14 protein-coding genes are annotated in these 16,745 nt (G+C 58.5%); 3 read left to right on the top strand and 11 right to left on the bottom strand.

Going from position 1 to position 16,745, the window contains the following annotated elements; translation table 11 throughout:
* Positions 1 to 31 precede the first annotated feature (31 nt).
* Both VGM18_13220 and VGM18_13225 read left to right on the top strand, forming a co-directional pair.
* A complete protein-coding gene (locus VGM18_13220; GenBank protein HEY3973960.1) occupies positions 32 to 832 on the top strand; it encodes a fumarylacetoacetate hydrolase family protein in 801 nt (266 codons plus the stop codon).
* A 354-nt stretch (positions 833 to 1,186) separates the two neighbouring features.
* Entirely contained in the window at positions 1,187 to 1,444 is a 258-nt protein-coding gene (locus VGM18_13225) for a hypothetical protein (GenBank protein ID HEY3973961.1), read from the top strand.
* A 152-nt stretch (positions 1,445 to 1,596) separates the two neighbouring features.
* Here VGM18_13225 and VGM18_13230 read toward each other — a convergent pair whose 3' ends face one another.
* Positions 1,597 to 1,887 carry a hypothetical protein gene (locus tag VGM18_13230; GenBank protein HEY3973962.1) on the bottom strand — a complete coding sequence of 97 codons (291 nt, stop codon included), beginning with the start codon at positions 1,885 to 1,887 and terminating at the stop codon, positions 1,597 to 1,599.
* A gap of 197 nt (positions 1,888 to 2,084) precedes the next feature.
* On the opposite strand from VGM18_13230, the gene VGM18_13235 reads away from it, so the two are divergent.
* Positions 2,085 to 2,429, top strand: coding sequence for a DUF2007 domain-containing protein (locus tag VGM18_13235; GenBank protein ID HEY3973963.1), 345 nt, complete (start codon positions 2,085 to 2,087; stop codon positions 2,427 to 2,429).
* Between the two features lie 149 nt (positions 2,430 to 2,578).
* On the opposite strand, the gene VGM18_13240 is transcribed toward VGM18_13235, so the two are convergent.
* The 10 genes from VGM18_13240 to VGM18_13285 all read right to left on the bottom strand — a co-directional run bounded on the left by VGM18_13240 (position 2,579) and on the right by VGM18_13285 (position 16,520).
* Positions 2,579 to 2,983: a DsrE family protein gene (locus VGM18_13240; GenBank protein ID HEY3973964.1), complete on the bottom strand. Its 405-nt coding sequence runs from the start codon at positions 2,981 to 2,983 to the stop codon at positions 2,579 to 2,581.
* A gap of 14 nt (positions 2,984 to 2,997) precedes the next feature.
* On the bottom strand, positions 2,998 to 5,646 hold the full coding sequence (locus tag VGM18_13245; GenBank protein HEY3973965.1) for a ComEC/Rec2 family competence protein: 2,649 nt from the start codon (positions 5,644 to 5,646) through the stop codon (positions 2,998 to 3,000).
* Positions 5,647 to 5,790: 144 nt separating this feature from the next.
* Positions 5,791 to 7,122: a 23S rRNA (uracil(1939)-C(5))-methyltransferase RlmD gene (gene rlmD / locus VGM18_13250; protein HEY3973966.1), complete on the bottom strand. Its 1,332-nt coding sequence runs from the start codon at positions 7,120 to 7,122 to the stop codon at positions 5,791 to 5,793.
* 190 nt (positions 7,123 to 7,312) lie between these two features.
* Entirely contained in the window at positions 7,313 to 8,419 is a 1,107-nt protein-coding gene (locus VGM18_13255) for a YncE family protein (protein ID HEY3973967.1), read from the bottom strand.
* A 22-nt stretch (positions 8,420 to 8,441) separates the two neighbouring features.
* Positions 8,442 to 9,611, bottom strand: coding sequence for an NAD(P)/FAD-dependent oxidoreductase (locus tag VGM18_13260; protein HEY3973968.1), 1,170 nt, complete (start codon positions 9,609 to 9,611; stop codon positions 8,442 to 8,444).
* Positions 9,612 to 9,634: 23 nt separating this feature from the next.
* The gene (locus VGM18_13265; GenBank protein HEY3973969.1) at positions 9,635 to 10,369 is read right to left on the bottom strand and encodes a hypothetical protein; all 735 of its coding nucleotides are present in this window, start codon (positions 10,367 to 10,369) and stop codon (positions 9,635 to 9,637) included.
* A gap of 7 nt (positions 10,370 to 10,376) precedes the next feature.
* Positions 10,377 to 11,312 (bottom strand): type III pantothenate kinase, encoded by a 936-nt coding sequence (locus tag VGM18_13270; GenBank protein HEY3973970.1) that lies wholly within the window; start codon positions 11,310 to 11,312, stop codon positions 10,377 to 10,379.
* Positions 11,313 to 11,397: 85 nt separating this feature from the next.
* A complete protein-coding gene (locus VGM18_13275) occupies positions 11,398 to 12,366 on the bottom strand; it encodes a biotin--[acetyl-CoA-carboxylase] ligase (protein HEY3973971.1) in 969 nt (322 codons plus the stop codon).
* A 337-nt stretch (positions 12,367 to 12,703) separates the two neighbouring features.
* On the bottom strand, positions 12,704 to 13,597 hold the full coding sequence (nadC, locus tag VGM18_13280) for a carboxylating nicotinate-nucleotide diphosphorylase (GenBank protein ID HEY3973972.1): 894 nt from the start codon (positions 13,595 to 13,597) through the stop codon (positions 12,704 to 12,706).
* A 145-nt stretch (positions 13,598 to 13,742) separates the two neighbouring features.
* Positions 13,743 to 16,520, bottom strand: coding sequence for a valine--tRNA ligase (locus VGM18_13285; GenBank protein HEY3973973.1), 2,778 nt, complete (start codon positions 16,518 to 16,520; stop codon positions 13,743 to 13,745).
* Positions 16,521 to 16,745 lie beyond the last annotated feature (225 nt).

Raw genomic sequence — 16,745 nt, forward strand, 5'->3', positions numbered from 1 at the left:
GAGTCTCTGAGATATGTTTAGATAGAGTGCAATGAAATATTGCCGATTTCAATTCAACGGCCAGGCTCAGTATGGACTGGTCGAGTCCGTCAGCGGGCAGGATGCGATTGTGCGTGTGTTGCTCACCGCTCCGGAAGAAGCCGACGGGGACATGGAGAGCCTTCGGACGCGACGCATTGAACCGATTCCTTTGGCGGAAGCGTCGCTGCTGCCGCCCGTAAGGCCGTCAAAGATCGTCTGCGTCGGCCGCAACTATCGCGAACATGCGGCCGAACTCGGTCACGATGTACCACAGGAGCCGCTTATTTTTCTGAAAGCCACGTCGGCGCTTCTGCCGCCGGGCGGAATCGTGCGCCGGCCGAAGATTTCCCAGCGCGTCGATCATGAAGGCGAACTCGGCGTGGTCATTGGCAAGACTTGCTACCAGCCAGCGGCAGATTCGGACATCCGGCAGTTTATTTTGGGATACACATGCGTGAACGACGTGACAGCTCGCGATCTGCAAAACAAAGATGGCCAATGGAGCCGGGCCAAGGGCTTCGATACGTTTTGTCCGGTCGGGCCAGTGGTGACGGATGATATTGATCCTTGGGAAGGCATTGGAGTTGAAACCCGCGTTAACGGCGAGATTCGCCAGCGAGGGAATACGCGGGATTTCATCTTCGAACTTGACGTGGTGATCCGGCATATTGCGCAGGCGATGACTTTGTTTCCAGGAGATCTCATTCCCACCGGGACGCCCGCTGGGGTGGGGCCACTCGTCGCGGGAGATGTGGTAGAAGTTAGCGTGGAGGGTGCAGGGACGTTGAGAAATTCAATTGTGGACGAATGAAAAAGCGCTGATGAATCGCTGCTGAAAAAAGAGTTGCTCATCTAAAAGCAGTAATGAAAATAAAAGCAGTAATGAACAAAACATTAAAAAAAGAGAACGGAGCAGAAGCCTTTTGCCCTGCGCCACTTCGACGCGGATGAAGATCGATCGCTTCAGCAGGTTTCTGCAACTCCAGGCTGCTTCGTGATTTTGTCAACCTATGTCTCCCGCCTGACCCTGCAATGGGGCAATCCCCTAGGAAAAAATCTCCAGAGTCTTTCGGAATTCACAGATTTCTTTTTACGAAAAGATTGACGGACCCCGATACTCTCCTAGAATTGAAGGCGAATCCCAACCAGGGATCTGAGAGAAACAATGCCAATTCAACCGCAAGAGCAAGAAACTCTCAACGTCAAACTCGTTCACTTTACCAAGCAGAACTCGCCTGACGAACCCGTGCAAGTTGCGTTTTCGGTCGTCGATGATCAGGGCAAAGAAGAGATCATCACTGGCGAAATTCCTTATTCCTACGATCTTTTTCGCCTGTGTCAAGAGAATGGGTGGCTGAATGTTCGTAGGGGTGTGTCGTCCATTCGCGAAACTCGTCCACAGCGCCGCGCCATGACCGCTTAGGCCATGACCGCTTAGTATGACGGCGTAGTCGCAAACTTCCAACCGCGCGCCGCTCATCGACAGTGCGCCGGAGCCAGGCGATACGGCTCCGGCGCATTCCTCTAAGGGCTTCCAGGACTTGAAAAAGGTTTTCGCTGCTCAGGAGATGGGTTCTATTGGAGGCGGAACCGCTCCCGCATAATCCGCTGCAATCGAGGCTTATACAGCAGATCGAAAGCGAGTTCTTTGTCGGGAAACATGGCGAGAGCTGCGCGTTTAGCTGCGGCTGCAAGTTCGGAAGCTTCCTCGATGGTGAGGCTGGAGTCCTGGCCGATAACGGACATCACCATGTTAATCATCACTTGCAGGCGGCGTATTTTTCGGGCTTCCTCTTCGCGCTCGCGGCTCGATCCTTCGCTTACAGGAAAAATTGGTTCATTCGAAGCCTGACCGTGAATGTTCATGAAGTCCCCTTTGTTCCACAGACTTGGATGACGCGACCTCCCTTGGTCGTTGTAGCCATTCTGCCGCAGTCATAAAAGAAAGCAATAACTCTAAAGTGCCGTTTCGGTGCCGCCCCTATGAGTTGGAAGAAGAGTAGAATCGGCTAGCAGGGTGGGGATCGGACTTGGGAATTGGCCGATTCCGGAAGCGAGGAATCATGGGAGAACCTGTCAAGTTAGCCGGCGGCGGGCAGCCGCGCCCTAATCCGGGCCCTAATCCGAACGAGAGACTGGTGAAGGTGTTCGAATCCGAGCAGGAGTCTGAGGCGCTGGTGGTCAAGGGATTGCTCGATTCGGCGGGGATCGACAGCGATCTGACTTCGGCGTCGCTGGTGCAGGACGCCTTTCCGGGGCTGGGCGGGATGATCATACTGGTGCGCGAAGAGGATGCGGAAACGGCGCGCAGTCTGGTGGCGGAGCAACTGCGATCGCCCGCAGACGATGACGAGACCGCTGAGATTGCGATTATTGAGGATGATGATGAGATGACGGATCAAAGTTAGGGGCGGTTCCCCCCGCATCCGCGGCTTCATTCACTGATGACGTGGTCGGCCCATTCCACCAGGGAAACGTAGATTGGAACCGTGCCCCATTGAGCGTTCCAATTGCTCAAGTCAGCATCCGTGACCCCACGGGCCCGGGAGCAGGCCCCTCAAGAAAATACCGGGATGCGTTTAGCTACAACCTTCGTCATGGTCTCGTTCAGGGGAGGCCATCCAATAGGTTTGACCGCATCAATCGTCGCCTTGCGCATGAGGTACGTAGCTTCGTGAGTGAGAAATATCTGCACGTCATGCCCGGCGTCTGCCAATGCTAGCCCGTGGGAAAAGACGAAGGACGCTCGGGTCGGCTCGTCGGTTCCCCAAGAACTTCTCATCAAAATGTGCAATTTCTTCTTAGGCGTCTGAAGTTGCTGAGTCTGCCCTTCGCTGGTGGAAGCGGTAACGGCCCCGGCGGCGACCGCGCCAGCAGCCAACTGCGTCCATTTTTCAAGAAAGTCTCGGCGAGTCGCCATGCCCACTCCCAGAATCGGCAGAAGTTTAACACAAGCTGCCACGATTAACTCCTCCCTTAGTAAAAACCGATGGCCTGAAGAACCGCCACAGAAGGCGTAACGGAGTGGCCGTCAAGGTAGAAGGTGACGGCCCCGTCGAGATCGGTCCGGTAGACACGGGCCCCCGCGTCCGACAAGTGGGTGAGAGCTTCCAGACGAGGCAGGCCGAAGGAATTTCCTGATCCGACAGAAATGATGGCGAATTGGGGCCGGACCGAAGATAGCAGCTCCGGCGTGCTCGCGTTTGAACTGCCATGGTGGCCAACCTTCAATAGATTCGCTCGGGGATGGTGAAGCGCGGCGATGCGGCGCTCCACTTGCTTCTCGGCGTCCCCCTCCAACAAAACCGACGAATCGCCATAACCGACGCGCAGCACCAGGGAATCATTGTTTACAGGCTTGGGGCCGACAGGCCAGTCGGACGGCGGGAACAACACCGACACTTTTGCTCCGCCGAGTTCGAACTCATCCCCCTCCCAATGGCGCACAACTTTGATGCCGAGGGCTTCGGCAGTTGAGACCACGCTTGCGAGCGCACGACTCGGTGGCAATAGTCCGATCCACAATTCTCTTGGCTTAAAGTTTTTCAGAACGGCAATCATGCCGCCGATGTGGTCGGAATGCCCGTGAGTAATGGCAACGGCGTCGAGGCGCGACATGCCGCGGCTCCAGAGATAGGGAGAGACGACGTCTTCGCCGAAATCGAGTTGCGAGCCGCCGGGACCGATGGGACCTCCGGCATCGATGAGCAGAGTGCGGCCTTGCGGCGTGACCAGCAGGATGGAATCGCCCTCGCCGACGTCGATGGAGGTGACTTCCAGGACGCCCGGTCGCACGCGGGGCATAGCTGGGGTGAATGCCAGAACCAGCGAGGCCGCGAGAATGGCGGCCAGTCCGAGGGCGGCGAAAAAAGCACGACGACGTGCGGCCCAGATGGCCAGCACGAGCGCGCCAACCGCGATCGCTACGACCACGATCGACGGCATTGGAACGCGGAGGTCCCCCGCGCGCAGCGAGCCGAGTCCATGGACCGTGCCGGTGATACCATGCAGCGCAATCGTGGTCAGAAATACCGGCACTTTGGCCAGCCAAAGTGAGATGAAACCCAGAGCGATCGCGGCGGCGGCGGCCGGCATCATCAGTTGGGTAAGGGGCACGACGACGAGGTTAGAGGGCAATCCGATGGTGGTGGCGCGATGGAAGTAGTAGGCCATGGGCAACGCTAGTCCCATTTGCATAACCGCGGAAACGAAGAGCAACTCCCACGCGGCCAGGAAGAACGCAGTCGTGCCGCAAACTAAGCGGCGCGACCACTTCTCTCCGACGAAGAGCGCACCACGCGCGGCGATGAACTGCAAGTCCACGCGGAATTGGGCCACCCGCGGAGGTAGAAGCGCAGGGTAGTCGTCGGAATCCCAATTGGCCAGCGCCTGCTTCTGCAGTTGCGAAGTACGCTGGAGAATCGGAATCGCAATAGCCGCCACAATCAGCACGCAGAGAAAAGTCATCTGAAAACTGGCAGTGAAGAGCTGACGCGGATCGAAGATCAACAGACCCAAAGCCGCTGCGCCGAGGGCGTTGACCATGGCCCGATCGCGGTAGAGCAGGCGGGTGCCGAGGTAGATGGCGCACATCAGCGTGGCACGCCAGACCGGGGCGCCGACTTCCGTAACAAAGGCATAAGCGACGCAGAACAATATCGTCAATAGCGTGGCTGGAATCTCCGCTACGCGCAGTTGGCGCAGCGTCCAGAAAACCACAAAGGCGAGGATGCTGACGTTCATTCCAGAAACGACCAGGACGTGGTAGGTGCCGGAGCGCTGGAAGTCGACCCGGGTGTCGCGGTCGATAAAGGCCTCCTCGCCAATGACCATCGCATCAATCAGGGCCGCCTCGCGCGGGGCCCAAAGTTCCTGCACTTTATCGACGACGCCACGGTGAAGTCGGCTGCGCCAGGCGGCAACACGGCTTCCGGCAAAGCCGGGAAGCCGCTCGACGTTTTCCATTTTGGCCGAGCTTAGTGCAGCAATGCCACGATCGGCGAGATAGTGCTGATAGTCGAAGGCTCCCGGATTGCGAAAGTTGTGCGGAAGTTTGAGCTCTGTGGAAAAGCGAATGCGGTCGCCATAGTGGAGGATGGGCATGACGGCAGGGCCGGTCTCGGCATCATCGTCGGCAGCAACGTCGTTTAGGCGAGGGCTGTAAATGCTCAAATGAATGCCCGAATGAATCGCCTCGCTTTGACCCTTCGTGTTCCGAACCGATTCCGTTTCGACCTCTACGGTCTGTTTGAGTTCATTGAGACCACCTCGCTGCAAGCGGCCGTCGCGCGTAACGTGGGCGGTAATTTCGAGCTTCTGGCGGTCGGCATAGCGATCGATGTTGGTGTCGAGACGTGGAGAAGCTCCGCGGACTTGAATATAAAGTGCGCCCGTGAGAAAAAACGCTCCGAGCGCCAACCCCCACCCCAGCGCGGAACGGCGGCGAGCGAAGTATGCTGCGGCGGCGATGAAGGATGAGCCAGCCACAATCCACCAGAGCGCGGGACGCCAGTGGTAGATTCCGGCGATGATTCCGGCGGAATAGGCGACCGCGGCCCAGAGCATAGGTTCGCGCGCGGCCTTGAAGCGGAATGCTGGAGGCGGCGCTGGGGCGGCCGGCATCATACGGCTGGGTGGTCCATCCGAAAGCCCGATTCAGAATTCATATTGGAAACGCAGCGAGGAAATTCCTCAGGCGCTAAGGCGATATCAACTAGTGACACGGGTACGCTGTGCTCTTCGCTCACGCGAAGCCTCCAGAAACCAGTTTCAGCGAACCAGATGCACAACACTTTCCAGGTGGTAAGTCTGCGGAAACAGATCCACCAGATGCACTTGCTGGGCACGGTAACCTGCGGCGAGCAGGGGAACGAGATCGCGTGCCAGCGTTGCCGGGTCGCACGAAACGTAACAAATGCGTGGCGCGCCTGAGGTCACGAGCAGTCGCGCCACGCGTTCTCCCAGACCACTCCGGGGCGGATCCACTACCACCAGGTCGGGCTTATTCGGGGTTCCCTGGCCCTTGCCGACGTGCCCTCGATTCTCCGCGCGGGCGAGGTATTGTTCCGCGGTGGCCTGGACGTTTTCACCGTTTGAGGCCTGATTGTAGGCAAGATCGGCTGTGGATGTCTGTGACGACTCAACAGAAACGACGTGATAAAAGTCACAGCCCAGGGCTGTGGAAAACAATCCGACGCCGGCGTAGAGGTCGAGGGCGAGCTGGCCGGATTGTCCCCCGGTAACGATCTTGACCAGTTCGTCGGTCAGAGAGCGGTTGGTCTGGAAAAATGATCCGGCGCTGACGCGGTAGGCTGCCTTCGTAGTTTGATAGGTGAGATGCGTGGCACCGGCGGCTACCAGAATCTCTGGAGCGCCCGCCTTGCGGTCGCCGGGATTGGGTTCGCGCAAGGCCACGACTCCGGCGATTTCGGGCATAACGCCGCGCCACTCCTCGGCCCAGTCGCGAACGGCTGCGCGGCGCGCTTCCCGTGCGCAGCCGACGGTAGCCAGGAGTTGAGTGTCATCACCGTTGGCAAAGAACTCGATTTCGCGCACGCCCTCTGGAACCTTTCCCGCGCGTCCGCTCTGCCAGAGAGATGCAATGCCGCGATTGATCAGCGGCGAACTGATAGGGCACTCTTCGACCGGCAGAAGTTCGTGCGATGCGAATTTGAAATATCCAGCGGCGAATGCTGGCCGGACCTGCACTTGCAGGCGCGAGCGATTGCGATAATTCCACGGCGGCGAAGGATGTATTGCAATGTCGAACGGCAACTCCAGCTTGGCCGTGCGCCTCAGGCTCTCGCGCAGGATTTCTTTTTTGATCTCGAGTTGCTGCTGGTAGGCGGCATTTTGGTAATGGCATCCGCCACAGCGAGAGAAATATGGGCAGGCAGGCTGGATCCGGTGCGGGGACGACTGGAGTATCTTGTCAGCTTGGGCGCGCGCGAAACCTGCTTTCTGCTCCGTAAGTGACGCTTCGATCTTTTCTCCCGGCAGGACGAAAGGAACAAAGACAGCTTTGCCGCGCCCGTGGGCATCAGCCGGCAGACGAGCGAGGCCGTCGCCGCCGTAGATCAGCTTTTCGATGGTGAGGAACAAGAGTTGATTCTACGGTATGCAGGCGTCGTCGGAATGCGGCTCAACTGTAATCTTTCCGACCTTTGCGGCATTTTCTTGGCGTGCTTTGCGATCCGATTTTCTTGCTTTGGCTACCGGCAGAGTCGACCTCTCAACCGCAAAGGACGCTAAGAAATGCCGCGAAGAACGCAAAGGAATCTACTCAGGATGTCTACTTGCGGACCGCCCACGCCAATCCGTCGGGCTGCTTGCCGGGTAGAATTTGGCCGGTGACTTCCAGCGTTTTCAAATCTACGACTGCGATTTTGTCGGCGGTGCTGACGGCGACGAACGCACGGGAACCGTCGGGCGCCATCAGGATTCCGGCTGCGCCGCCTCCAAGTTTCAATTGCTTGACCTCTTTGTGAGTCGTGGCGTCGAGCACCAGCAGGCTCGTGTCACCGGCGGCGCGTGCGCCCAGCGCGGAGATCAGGACCTGCTTGCCGTCGAGTGTGAACTTCAGGCGATTCGCGCCCTTCACTGGGATCGGAAATGTTTCCACTGCTTTCTTCGCCGCAACATCAATGATGGTGACGGAGCCGTCGCGGGCATTGGCGGCCCAGATCTGTTTTCCGTCGGGAGAGATGTCGAAGCCTTCCACTCCGCGGCCGGCAGGAACATTTGTGACTTCCCACGTTAACCGCGGTTCTCCTTGCGGAGGCATGCCCGGCGGCGGTTGTTGCGGCTGCGCACCCGAGGTCGGATTCCCTGGGGGCGGACCGAATCCTCCGGTCGGCGGAGAGACTTGATTGATAATGCTGAGGGTGGCAGAGTTGACGTTGGAGGTGACGATCTGGTCGAGACCCTTCGAGACCATAATCATGTGTGTGCGATCCTGACCGGTGCCGAGAATCCAATCGACGCGCTGAGTAGCGGGATCGTAACGGCCGATGATTTTGTTGGTTTCCGCCGTGAAATAAAGTTTTCCGCTCGCGAACGCTAAACCGTGCGTAGAATGCAGCGCGCCAAGGTCGATCGGCGGCAGCGCCTTGCGGGCCACCAGATCGACGACAGAAATGGTGTTGAGATTGCTATCCAAGCCACCATAGTTGGAGATGAAGGCGAGGCGGCCGTCGTCGGATGCGATGATCTCGTGCGGATCGGGGCCGGAAGGGAGTTTCGCCAATACCTGCAACGTCGCGGGGTCTACGATCGCGACCGTGTGTTCGTCCTTGGACAGCGCAAGGATACTTGAGGTCTGGGCAATGGCAACGGTCACAAGAAATGTTCCAATCACGAGGCAACCCACAGCTCCTAATATCCTTCTCGCCCTGCTCATGTTTCCTCCGATGTCACGTAGTTTACAACGCCCGGCCTGCCGCCGCGCCTGAGGCCCAGGCCCACTGAAAGTTAAAGCCGCCCAGGTGGCCGGTGACGTCAACGCCTTCGCCGATGAAGAACAAGCCGCGTATTTTGCGGCTCTCCATTGTTTTGGCGGATAGTTCGTCGGTATCGACCCCGCCGCAGGTCACTTCGGCCTTCTCGTATCCCTCGGTGCCTGCCGGTAAAATAGTCCACGCATGCGCATGGCGCTCGAGGTCGGCCAACGCTGCGTTCGTCCATGAAGTGGGCGCGTTTTCGTCAAGCCAGCGGTCTGCAAGGCGAGCGGGAAGACTCTTACGAAATTCCGCTCGAAGCGTCGCGATTGTGCGCGGCATTCTTGGATCGTGGAAGATGCTCGTTATCACGCGCTGCGGAGCCAGGTCAATCTGGATGTTCTGGGGCTTTTTCCAGTAAGAGGAAATCTGGAGGATCGCCGGCCCGCTCAGGCCGTGATGGGTGATCAGCATTTTCTCGCGGAATTGCCGGCCGTCGCAACCGGCGATGACATCGGCCGAGACCCCAGCCAGGTCGCAGTAGCGGGTGCGGTCTTCATCGTCCAGAAGCAGCGGCACCAAGCCTGGACGCGGCTCGCGAAGCTTGAGGCCGAACTGGCGCGCCAACTCGTAGCCGAACGAAGTGGCGCCGATCTTCGGAATGGAAAGCCCTCCAGTTGCGACGACGAGCGCCGGCGCGTGAAATTCTTCGCGGGCCGTGCGCGCCACAAAATCAGCGGCGTGGCTGATCTCGTTTATTTTTGTGTTCAAGAAAATTGCTACGCCAGCAGAAGAGCATTCGGTCTCCAGCATTCCCAGAATGTCGCGGGCGGCGCGGTCGCAGAATAATTGTCCGAGCGTTTTTTCGTGATAAGGAATGTGGTGCTTTTCGACAAGTGCGATGAAATCGGCCGGGGTGTAACGAGCCAGCGCCGACTTGGCGAAGTGCGGATTGGCCGAGATAAAATTCTCGGGCCGGCAGTGCAGGTTGGTGAAATTGCAGCGGCCGCCGCCGGAGATCAGGATTTTCTTGCCTAAGCGGTCGGCATGTTCGAGGACGGCGACGCGGCGTCCACGCTTGCCCGCTTCCATAGCACACATCAGGCCGGCGGCGCCGCCTCCAACTATCAATGCATCGAAATGATGGGTCGTCACGTTGGAGGCCAGGCGAAACGCAATTACATATAAAAGAGACTCAGGCGCGGCAACTTATGCTTTTCCAGCAAACGCTTCTGGACGTACTGCTTCTGCAATTGATCAATCTGAGACCCAGACATCTTGCTGCGATAGGGAGCGAGATCGCGGTCAGCTTCGGCGCGGACCGTGACGATTTCCTGGTCTGAGGTAGACGCCAACAGCACGGCAAAGAGTTTTTCTTCGAGCACGGTTAGGCGACGCTCCAGATCCTCCAACCGGCCGGCGGGCTTGTTCTCTATTTCTTCCGCTAGTTGGCGAAGAGTCTTCGCGCTATCGCGGGCCACCGATCGCGCCGAGATCCCAGTTCCTTCGGGCAACTTCGCGGTCTCCAACAGGTCGGCATTGCGCCGCAGGAAAGGCGCGATGACGTCCGGCTCAAAGCCTTGGCTGGAGCGGGACTTCGTTGGCGTCTCGTTCCCGTCGGCCGCCCCGACTGCCGCCCCGACTGCGGCTTCTTTCATATCTTCGGCCGCGGCCAGCACAAGCTGCGAGCAGTAGGCCAGGCTGTTCACCTTCTTAGTTTTCGACGGTCGCTGATCGTACCGGTCGAAGGCGTCGTCGATGCCGCGCAGCACGGCCTCCAGCGGAACGCCGGCCTCTTTCCAGGTTTCAATCAGCGCCCAATCGAGAGTGGAAAGAAGAAGGCCGCCGCCGCGGCGGTGCAGGTAGCGGTCTTCGATCTCGGTAAAGTAGTTGAAGTAATTTACTTTTTCCACGGCAGGGTCAGCGAGCGGAACGCGAAGGCGCGGCGGTTGGTGCTCCGCCGTTCTCGGACTTCGGCTGCACTGATTTAGATAACGGCTTCGCATCCGCCTGTGGCGGAGGCTTCGGCGAAGCGACATCTTTGCGCGACGAACTGTTCCGCTCCCAGATGATGCGCAGGCCCTCAAGAGTGAGCGAGTCGTCGACGATTTTAATGTACTTCGAGCCGGTGCCTATCATTGGACCCAGGCCGCCGGTGGCAAGCACGCGCGTTTCCTGACCTAGCTCCACGAGCAGCAGTTCGATGATGCCGTCGACCAGACCGAGATATCCGTAGTAAAGTCCGGATTGCAGGCTGCCGACTGTATTCGAGCCAATGACGCGGGCGGGCTTGCGAATCTCCACGCGCGGCAAACGCGCGGTGCGTTCAAAGAGAGCGTCGGCGGAGATGCCGATGCCGGGGCAGATTACGCCACCGAGATATTCACCCTTGGCCGATACGCAGTCAAACGTTGTGGCCGTGCCGAAATCGACGATCACGCACGGGCCGCCATATTTTTCGAACGCAGCCACGGCGTTCACGATGCGGTCGGCGCCGACCTCCGCCGGATTGTCGTAATGCACTGGCATACCGGTTTTGACGCCGGGCTCGATGAATAGCGGACGCAGATTGAAATAGCGTTCGCAGACCTGGCGCAACACGGAATCGAGTGGCGGCACGACCGACGAGATCACAATCCCCTGTATGCCTTTCGCCTCAAGGCCCGCCATGGAAAACAGGTTGCGAAACAGCACTCCATATTCATCGACCGTGCTGGTGCGGGACGTAGCTACGCGCCAGTTGGCAACCAGGCGCTCGTAGCTCGAAGTTTCGCGCACAGCGCCGGACGGAGTTTCCGCTGCGGCGAAAACGCCGAGGACCGTGTTGGTGTTGCCGACGTCAATGACGAGGAGCATGTTCTTGGCTCGTGGCTCGTGGCTCTTGGCTCTTGGCTGTTGGCTTCTAGCTCTTGGCTTCTAGCTCCAGACCAAAATTCAAATCTTACCGTTCCCGCACGGTTCCGCTTAAAACGGTGCGCAGCCCGTGCACTGTTCGTACCTGCAAGAATCCGCGCGAATCCAGCCCCTCGGTCGTTCCTTCAAAGGACGAGCCATTTTCTTCGATGCGAATGGCCTTGCCTCGTACCCACGAAGAATTCTCGGCGAAACGCCCGAGAATCGATTCGCGAGCATCAGAATCTTCGATCAAACGCCGATATTCGCGATCAAGTGATTTTAACAAAGCAGCCAATACCTCGACGCGCGACCATTCGCTTCCGGTCACCAGGCGCAAAGATGTTGCGGGCAAATCTTTCGGGAAGTTCGCCTGATTCACATTGATACCGATGCCGGCCACAATATAGCGAACGCGGGTCGCTTCGGCATTCATCTCGGTGAGGATACCGCAAACTTTCTTGCCCGCGATCAGAACGTCGTTGGGCCACTTCAAGTCGACGGCCACCCGTGAGTCCATCTGCGCCAGGGCGGCGCGCACCGCGAGTCCGGCAGCGAGAGAAAAAACGAGTACCTCCGCCGGGGGTAGCGCGGGACGCAAAACCACCGAACAATAAATACCACTCGACCGCGGCGATTGCCATGAATTCGCGCCGCGGCCGCGGCCTGCGGTTTGCTCCTCAGCAAGAAACACGCTGCCCTCCGGAGCCCCTTCGGCTGCGGCCGCCATGGCAGCGGTGTTGGTGGATCCGATCTTATAGAAATGATGAAGATGTTGGCCAAAGATTGTGCCGCGCAAGAGCGGCCGCAGAATTTCCGGTAAGAGCAAATCCGGAACCGAGCGCAGCTGATACCCATTGGCAGGATGGCCTGCCACATCGACGCCAAGTCCCCGCAGTTGCTGCACCAAGCGCCAGACTTCAGAACGGGTGCAAGAAATTTCCTGAGCGATCTTAGTCCCGCTGACGACAACGGTAGCATGCTCCATCAGCAGGCGCACGATGCGACCGAGCCGCAAATCGGTCGCCTGCGGATGGTGCGTCGCGAGCGTCTTTGCGCCCGAACGCCGGTTGCGAATTGTACTGGTCTTGCCGATGCGGAGATTATGCGCGAATCCCCATGAAACAACAAATATGAAACGACAAACGCCGCGTTATTGACCCGTCTCTGTCAATGTAGCTATGGGATGCCCAAGCACGAAAAGAGCACCGCTGGGGAAGGTCGTGGCGGCAGGACTCACACCTTCGGGGTTAAGAATCCCGCTAAGAAGTTAAAAGGCAAGGCGGTCTATCATCGCTGAGATCTGGTGATTCGGGACGGGAAACCGGTTCCAAAGAACGAAGACTAACATCCTTTCAGGCGGGCACGACGCGCATGCTCATATCTACGGCCTGAGGCGAGTGCGTCAGCAGGCCCACAGAGATGAAATCGACGCCGGTCTCAGCGTACGCCCGAACATTCTCCAGGCGAATTCCTCCTGAACACTCGACTGGAATGCGCCTTCCCTCCTTGAGGGCTTCGGTTTGGCCGCAACGTTCAACCGCGCGGCGCACGTCGTCCACCGACATATTGTCGAGCAGGATTGCTTCCGCGCCATGCGCGACAGCGAGTTCTAGTTCTTCCAGTGTACGCACTTCGACTTCGATGATCTGCGAGCCCCGGCGATTGCGCACCGCGTGATCGAGAGCCGGAACGATGCCGCCCGCGAGCGCGATGTGATTGTTCTTGATAAGCACGCCATCGGAGAGGTCGAGGCGATGATTCTGCCCACCGCCGCAGCGCACAGCATTCTTGTCGATCACGCGCAGTCCGGGAGCAGTCTTGCGCGTATCGAGAATGCGAGCCTTAGTGCCCGACACGGCTTCCACGAACTTGCGAGTCAGAGTGGCGATGCCGCTCATGCGCTGCAGAAAATTGAGGATGACGCGCTCGCAGGAAAGAATCACCCGCGCATTATGCCGAATGACCGCGACCGACTGTCCCTTGTGCAGGCGCACGCCGTCGAAAATTTCAGGATGCGTTGTGACTTCGTAATGGGCCGTAACGGCGCCGTCGAGTGCGGCATAGACGTCGAGAATGCGCGCCACGCAGCCAATCCCGGCCAGGATGCAGTCCTGCTTGGAAATAATGGTCGCAGACGCACGCTGATTGGGATCGATGCAGGCATAGCTGGTCGCATCGCGCGTGGCCCGGTCTTCGACCAGCGCGTTCTCAAGAATGGCGGTGAGGCGTCGTGAATTCCAGTCCATAAAACAGTGGCCAATTGTCAGTGGCCAGTTCTTGCTCCCGTGGAAACAGCCGCCTTCGGCGGTCCAGACGGGCGACAGCCCGGCTACCACCACAAACCAGTCGAGCTGCGCTTCGAGGGTCAGCTGAAGGTGGGTGTCCTCACATTCAACAATTTAGTTCCTTCAGCTTACTCTGCGACTTCTCATGCAGTACAACCAGCTCCTGGCCTCGCCTGCGCAGTCCGTCCACTACTTTCTCGGGAGCCTTCGAAAGAAACTGCTCGTTGCCAAGTTGCTTTCGATTGTTGGTCAGCTCTTTCTCGATCTTCTCCAGTTCCTTCTTCAGGCGGTCGCACTCGGCGGCGACGTCGATCTTTCTTTCGTAGACCACATGCACATCGAAGCGAGCGGAACTGCGGGCCGCGGGCATGTTGGAGAGCGAGCTTTCCGCAAAGATAATTTTGTCGACACCCGCGAGGCGCTCGACTGCACCCCGATTCTGTTCGATCATTTTACGAATTCCCGCTTCCGGCGCGAAAATCTCGACCGGCACTTTCAGCTTGGGCTCGACTTTAAGTTCGGCGCGCACATTGCGGACGGTTACTATCAAGTCCTGCAAGATCGCCATTTCGGTTTCCGCAGCCATATCGAACTGTGTCTCATCCGCTTGCGGATAACTCGCCAGGGCAATCGACTTGTACGGCGGCTTTCCGTCGTATAGCGCGTGCCAGACTTCTTCAGTAATAAACGGCATGATCGGATGCAGCAGGCGCAGCGAGACGTCGAACAAATTGACGAGATTTGCACAAGCGGCCTGTGCTGCGCCCTTGTCGCCTCCCTCGTCGTACATGAGCCGCGGCTTGATCAACTCCAGGTACCAGTCGCAGAACTCGCCCCAGAAAAAATCGTAGATGCGATTGGCGGCCTCATGGAAGCGGTAGGCCGCGAGCGTGTCGTTTACATCGGCCGCAACGCGATTGAAGCGTGACAGAATCCATCGATCTTCGAGAGTCGCATTCCTCGTGTAGGGCGGACACTCCTGTCCGCCTCCGGGCCGCAGGCCCGGCTCGACTCTATCCACATTCATGAACATGAACCGCGCCGCATTCCAGATTTTGTTCGCAAAAGCCCGGTAGCCGTCGGTGCGGCTCTCATTGAACGCAATGTCGGTGCCCGGCGCGGCCATCGCAGCCAGCGTAAAGCGCACTGCGTCGGTGCCGAAACGCTCGATGATATCGAGTGGATTGATCACGTTCCCCTTGGTCTTCGACATTTTCTGGCGGTCCGCGTCGCGCACCAGTGCATGGATGTAGACGTGGCGGAAAGGCACGCTGTCGTCCTTTTTGTCCGCCCAGCCATTGGCTTTCTTGATCGCGGGATCCTGCTCGTGGTCCTGCATAAAGTGGCACCCGAACATGATCATCCGCGCCACCCAGAAGAACAAAATCTCGTACGCGGTGATCAGTAGCGTGGTTGGATAGAACACCGCCTGATCGCGCGTCTTTCCCGGCCAGCCCAGCGTCGTAAACGGCAACAATCCTGACGAAAACCAGGTGTCGAGCACGTCAGGAACCTGCTCCAGCTTTGCGCCGCCGCACTTGGTGCACGTTGTCGGCGCTTCGCGCGCCACGATTACTTCCTTGCAACCTTCACAGGTCCACGCCGGAATCCGGTGCCCCCACCACAACTGCCGCGACACGCACCAGTCGTGGATGTTGTTCATCCAGTTCAAATAGATAGTGCGGTAGTTGTCCGGGACGATCGTGATCTCGCCGCTCTCCACCGCGGCCTTGGCGCGATCGGCGAGCGGCTGGATTTTCACGAACCACTGCTCGGAGACGCGCGGCTCGACGATGGTTCCGCAGCGCTCGCACTTTCCCAACGCGAGCGTATGATCTTTTTCGCCGACCAGAAATCCCTGCTGCTGCAGGTCGGCCAGCACGCGCTTACGCGCTTCGAATCGATCGAGACCGGCGTATCGGCCCGCGTTCTCGTTCATGCGCGCGCGTCCATCCATCACATTGATCTGCGGCAGATGGTGGCGCAGGCCTGCCTGAAAATCATTGGGATCGTGTGCCGGAGTGACCTTCACCGCGCCGGTACCGAACTCGGGCTGCGCCAGTTCGTCGGTGATGATCGGTATCTCCCGATTCATCAGCGGCAGCAAAACTTTTTTGCCGTGCAAATGGGTATAGCGTTCGTCTTTGGCATTCACCGCAATCGCCGCATCGCCCAGCATCGTCTCTGGCCGCGTAGTGGCCACGGTGATGAACTCCTGTTTTCCTACGGAAGAGCCGCTCGCCACCGGATAGCGAATCTCCCACAACTTCCCCGACACCTCTTCGTGCTTCACTTCCAGATCGGAGATCGCGGTCTCGTGCCACGGGCACCAGTTCACCATGTAGTTGCCGCGATAGATCAAGCCTTCTTCATAGAGTCGAACGAACACCTCGCGCACCGTGGACGAGAGATGTTCGTCCATAGTGAAGTACTCGCGGTCCCAGTCGACGGACGCGCCCAGGCGCTTCATCTGATCGAGAATCGCGCCGCCGTAGAGCTTCTTCCACTCCCACACGCGCTCGATGAATTTCTCTCGCCCCAGGTCGCGACGGTTCTTGCCTTCTTTGGCGAGATCGCGCTCCACCATCATCTGTGTGGCAATACCGGCGTGATCCGTCCCCGGCAGCCACAGCGTGATGAAGCCGCGCATGCGATGCCAGCGCACAATAATGTCCATCTGCGTCTGGTTGAGCATGTGGCCCATGTGCAGACGCCCGGTAACGTTGGGCGGCGGCAGCAGCAGCGTGAACACGGGCCGGGTCTCTTTTTCGGACAAGCTCGGCGGCGGCGTGGCCACGGAGAAGAGTTTTTCTTTGATCCAATAGTCGGCCCAGCGCGTTTCAATCGCGCCCGGCTCGTAAGCTTTGGGCAATTCGTGAGGCATCTTTGAAATAGTGCGCGATGACAGGATTCGACCCAGAAGAATCCGCCAGCGGAAGATTAACTCCTGATCTTACAGGCGCGAGAAAAGAAGGGTCAAACGGGGTCAATCGAGAATATGGGGGCCCAAGAGAGGTTTAGCCGTTGACATCCACAGCCTCTTCCCATTATCGTTCCATGCAAATCGGCGAACAGGGTCGGCCAATAAGAGCGGCGGATCTCAGTTCCG

Origin of the sequence: Candidatus Sulfotelmatobacter sp., from assembly GCA_036500765.1 — a bacterium.
Taxonomy (GTDB): Bacteria; Acidobacteriota; Terriglobia; order Terriglobales; family Acidobacteriaceae; genus Sulfotelmatobacter.

Excerpts from the sequence above, each read along its gene's own strand:
- VGM18_13220 (HEY3973960.1), top strand. The coding sequence starts at position 32 with ATGAAATATTGCCGATTTCAATTCAACGGCCAGGCTCAGTATGGACTG.
- VGM18_13225 (HEY3973961.1), top strand. The coding sequence starts at position 1,187 with ATGCCAATTCAACCGCAAGAGCAAGAAACTCTCAACGTCAAACTCGTT.
- VGM18_13230 (HEY3973962.1), bottom strand. The coding sequence starts at position 1,887 with ATGAACATTCACGGTCAGGCTTCGAATGAACCAATTTTTCCTGTAAGC.
- VGM18_13235 (HEY3973963.1), top strand. The coding sequence starts at position 2,085 with ATGGGAGAACCTGTCAAGTTAGCCGGCGGCGGGCAGCCGCGCCCTAAT.
- VGM18_13245 (HEY3973965.1), bottom strand. The coding sequence starts at position 5,646 with ATGATGCCGGCCGCCCCAGCGCCGCCTCCAGCATTCCGCTTCAAGGCC.
- VGM18_13255 (HEY3973967.1), bottom strand. The coding sequence starts at position 8,419 with ATGAGCAGGGCGAGAAGGATATTAGGAGCTGTGGGTTGCCTCGTGATT.
- VGM18_13270 (HEY3973970.1), bottom strand. The coding sequence starts at position 11,312 with ATGCTCCTCGTCATTGACGTCGGCAACACCAACACGGTCCTCGGCGTT.
- nadC (HEY3973972.1), bottom strand. The coding sequence starts at position 13,597 with ATGGACTGGAATTCACGACGCCTCACCGCCATTCTTGAGAACGCGCTG.
- VGM18_13285 (HEY3973973.1), bottom strand. The coding sequence starts at position 16,520 with ATGCCTCACGAATTGCCCAAAGCTTACGAGCCGGGCGCGATTGAAACG.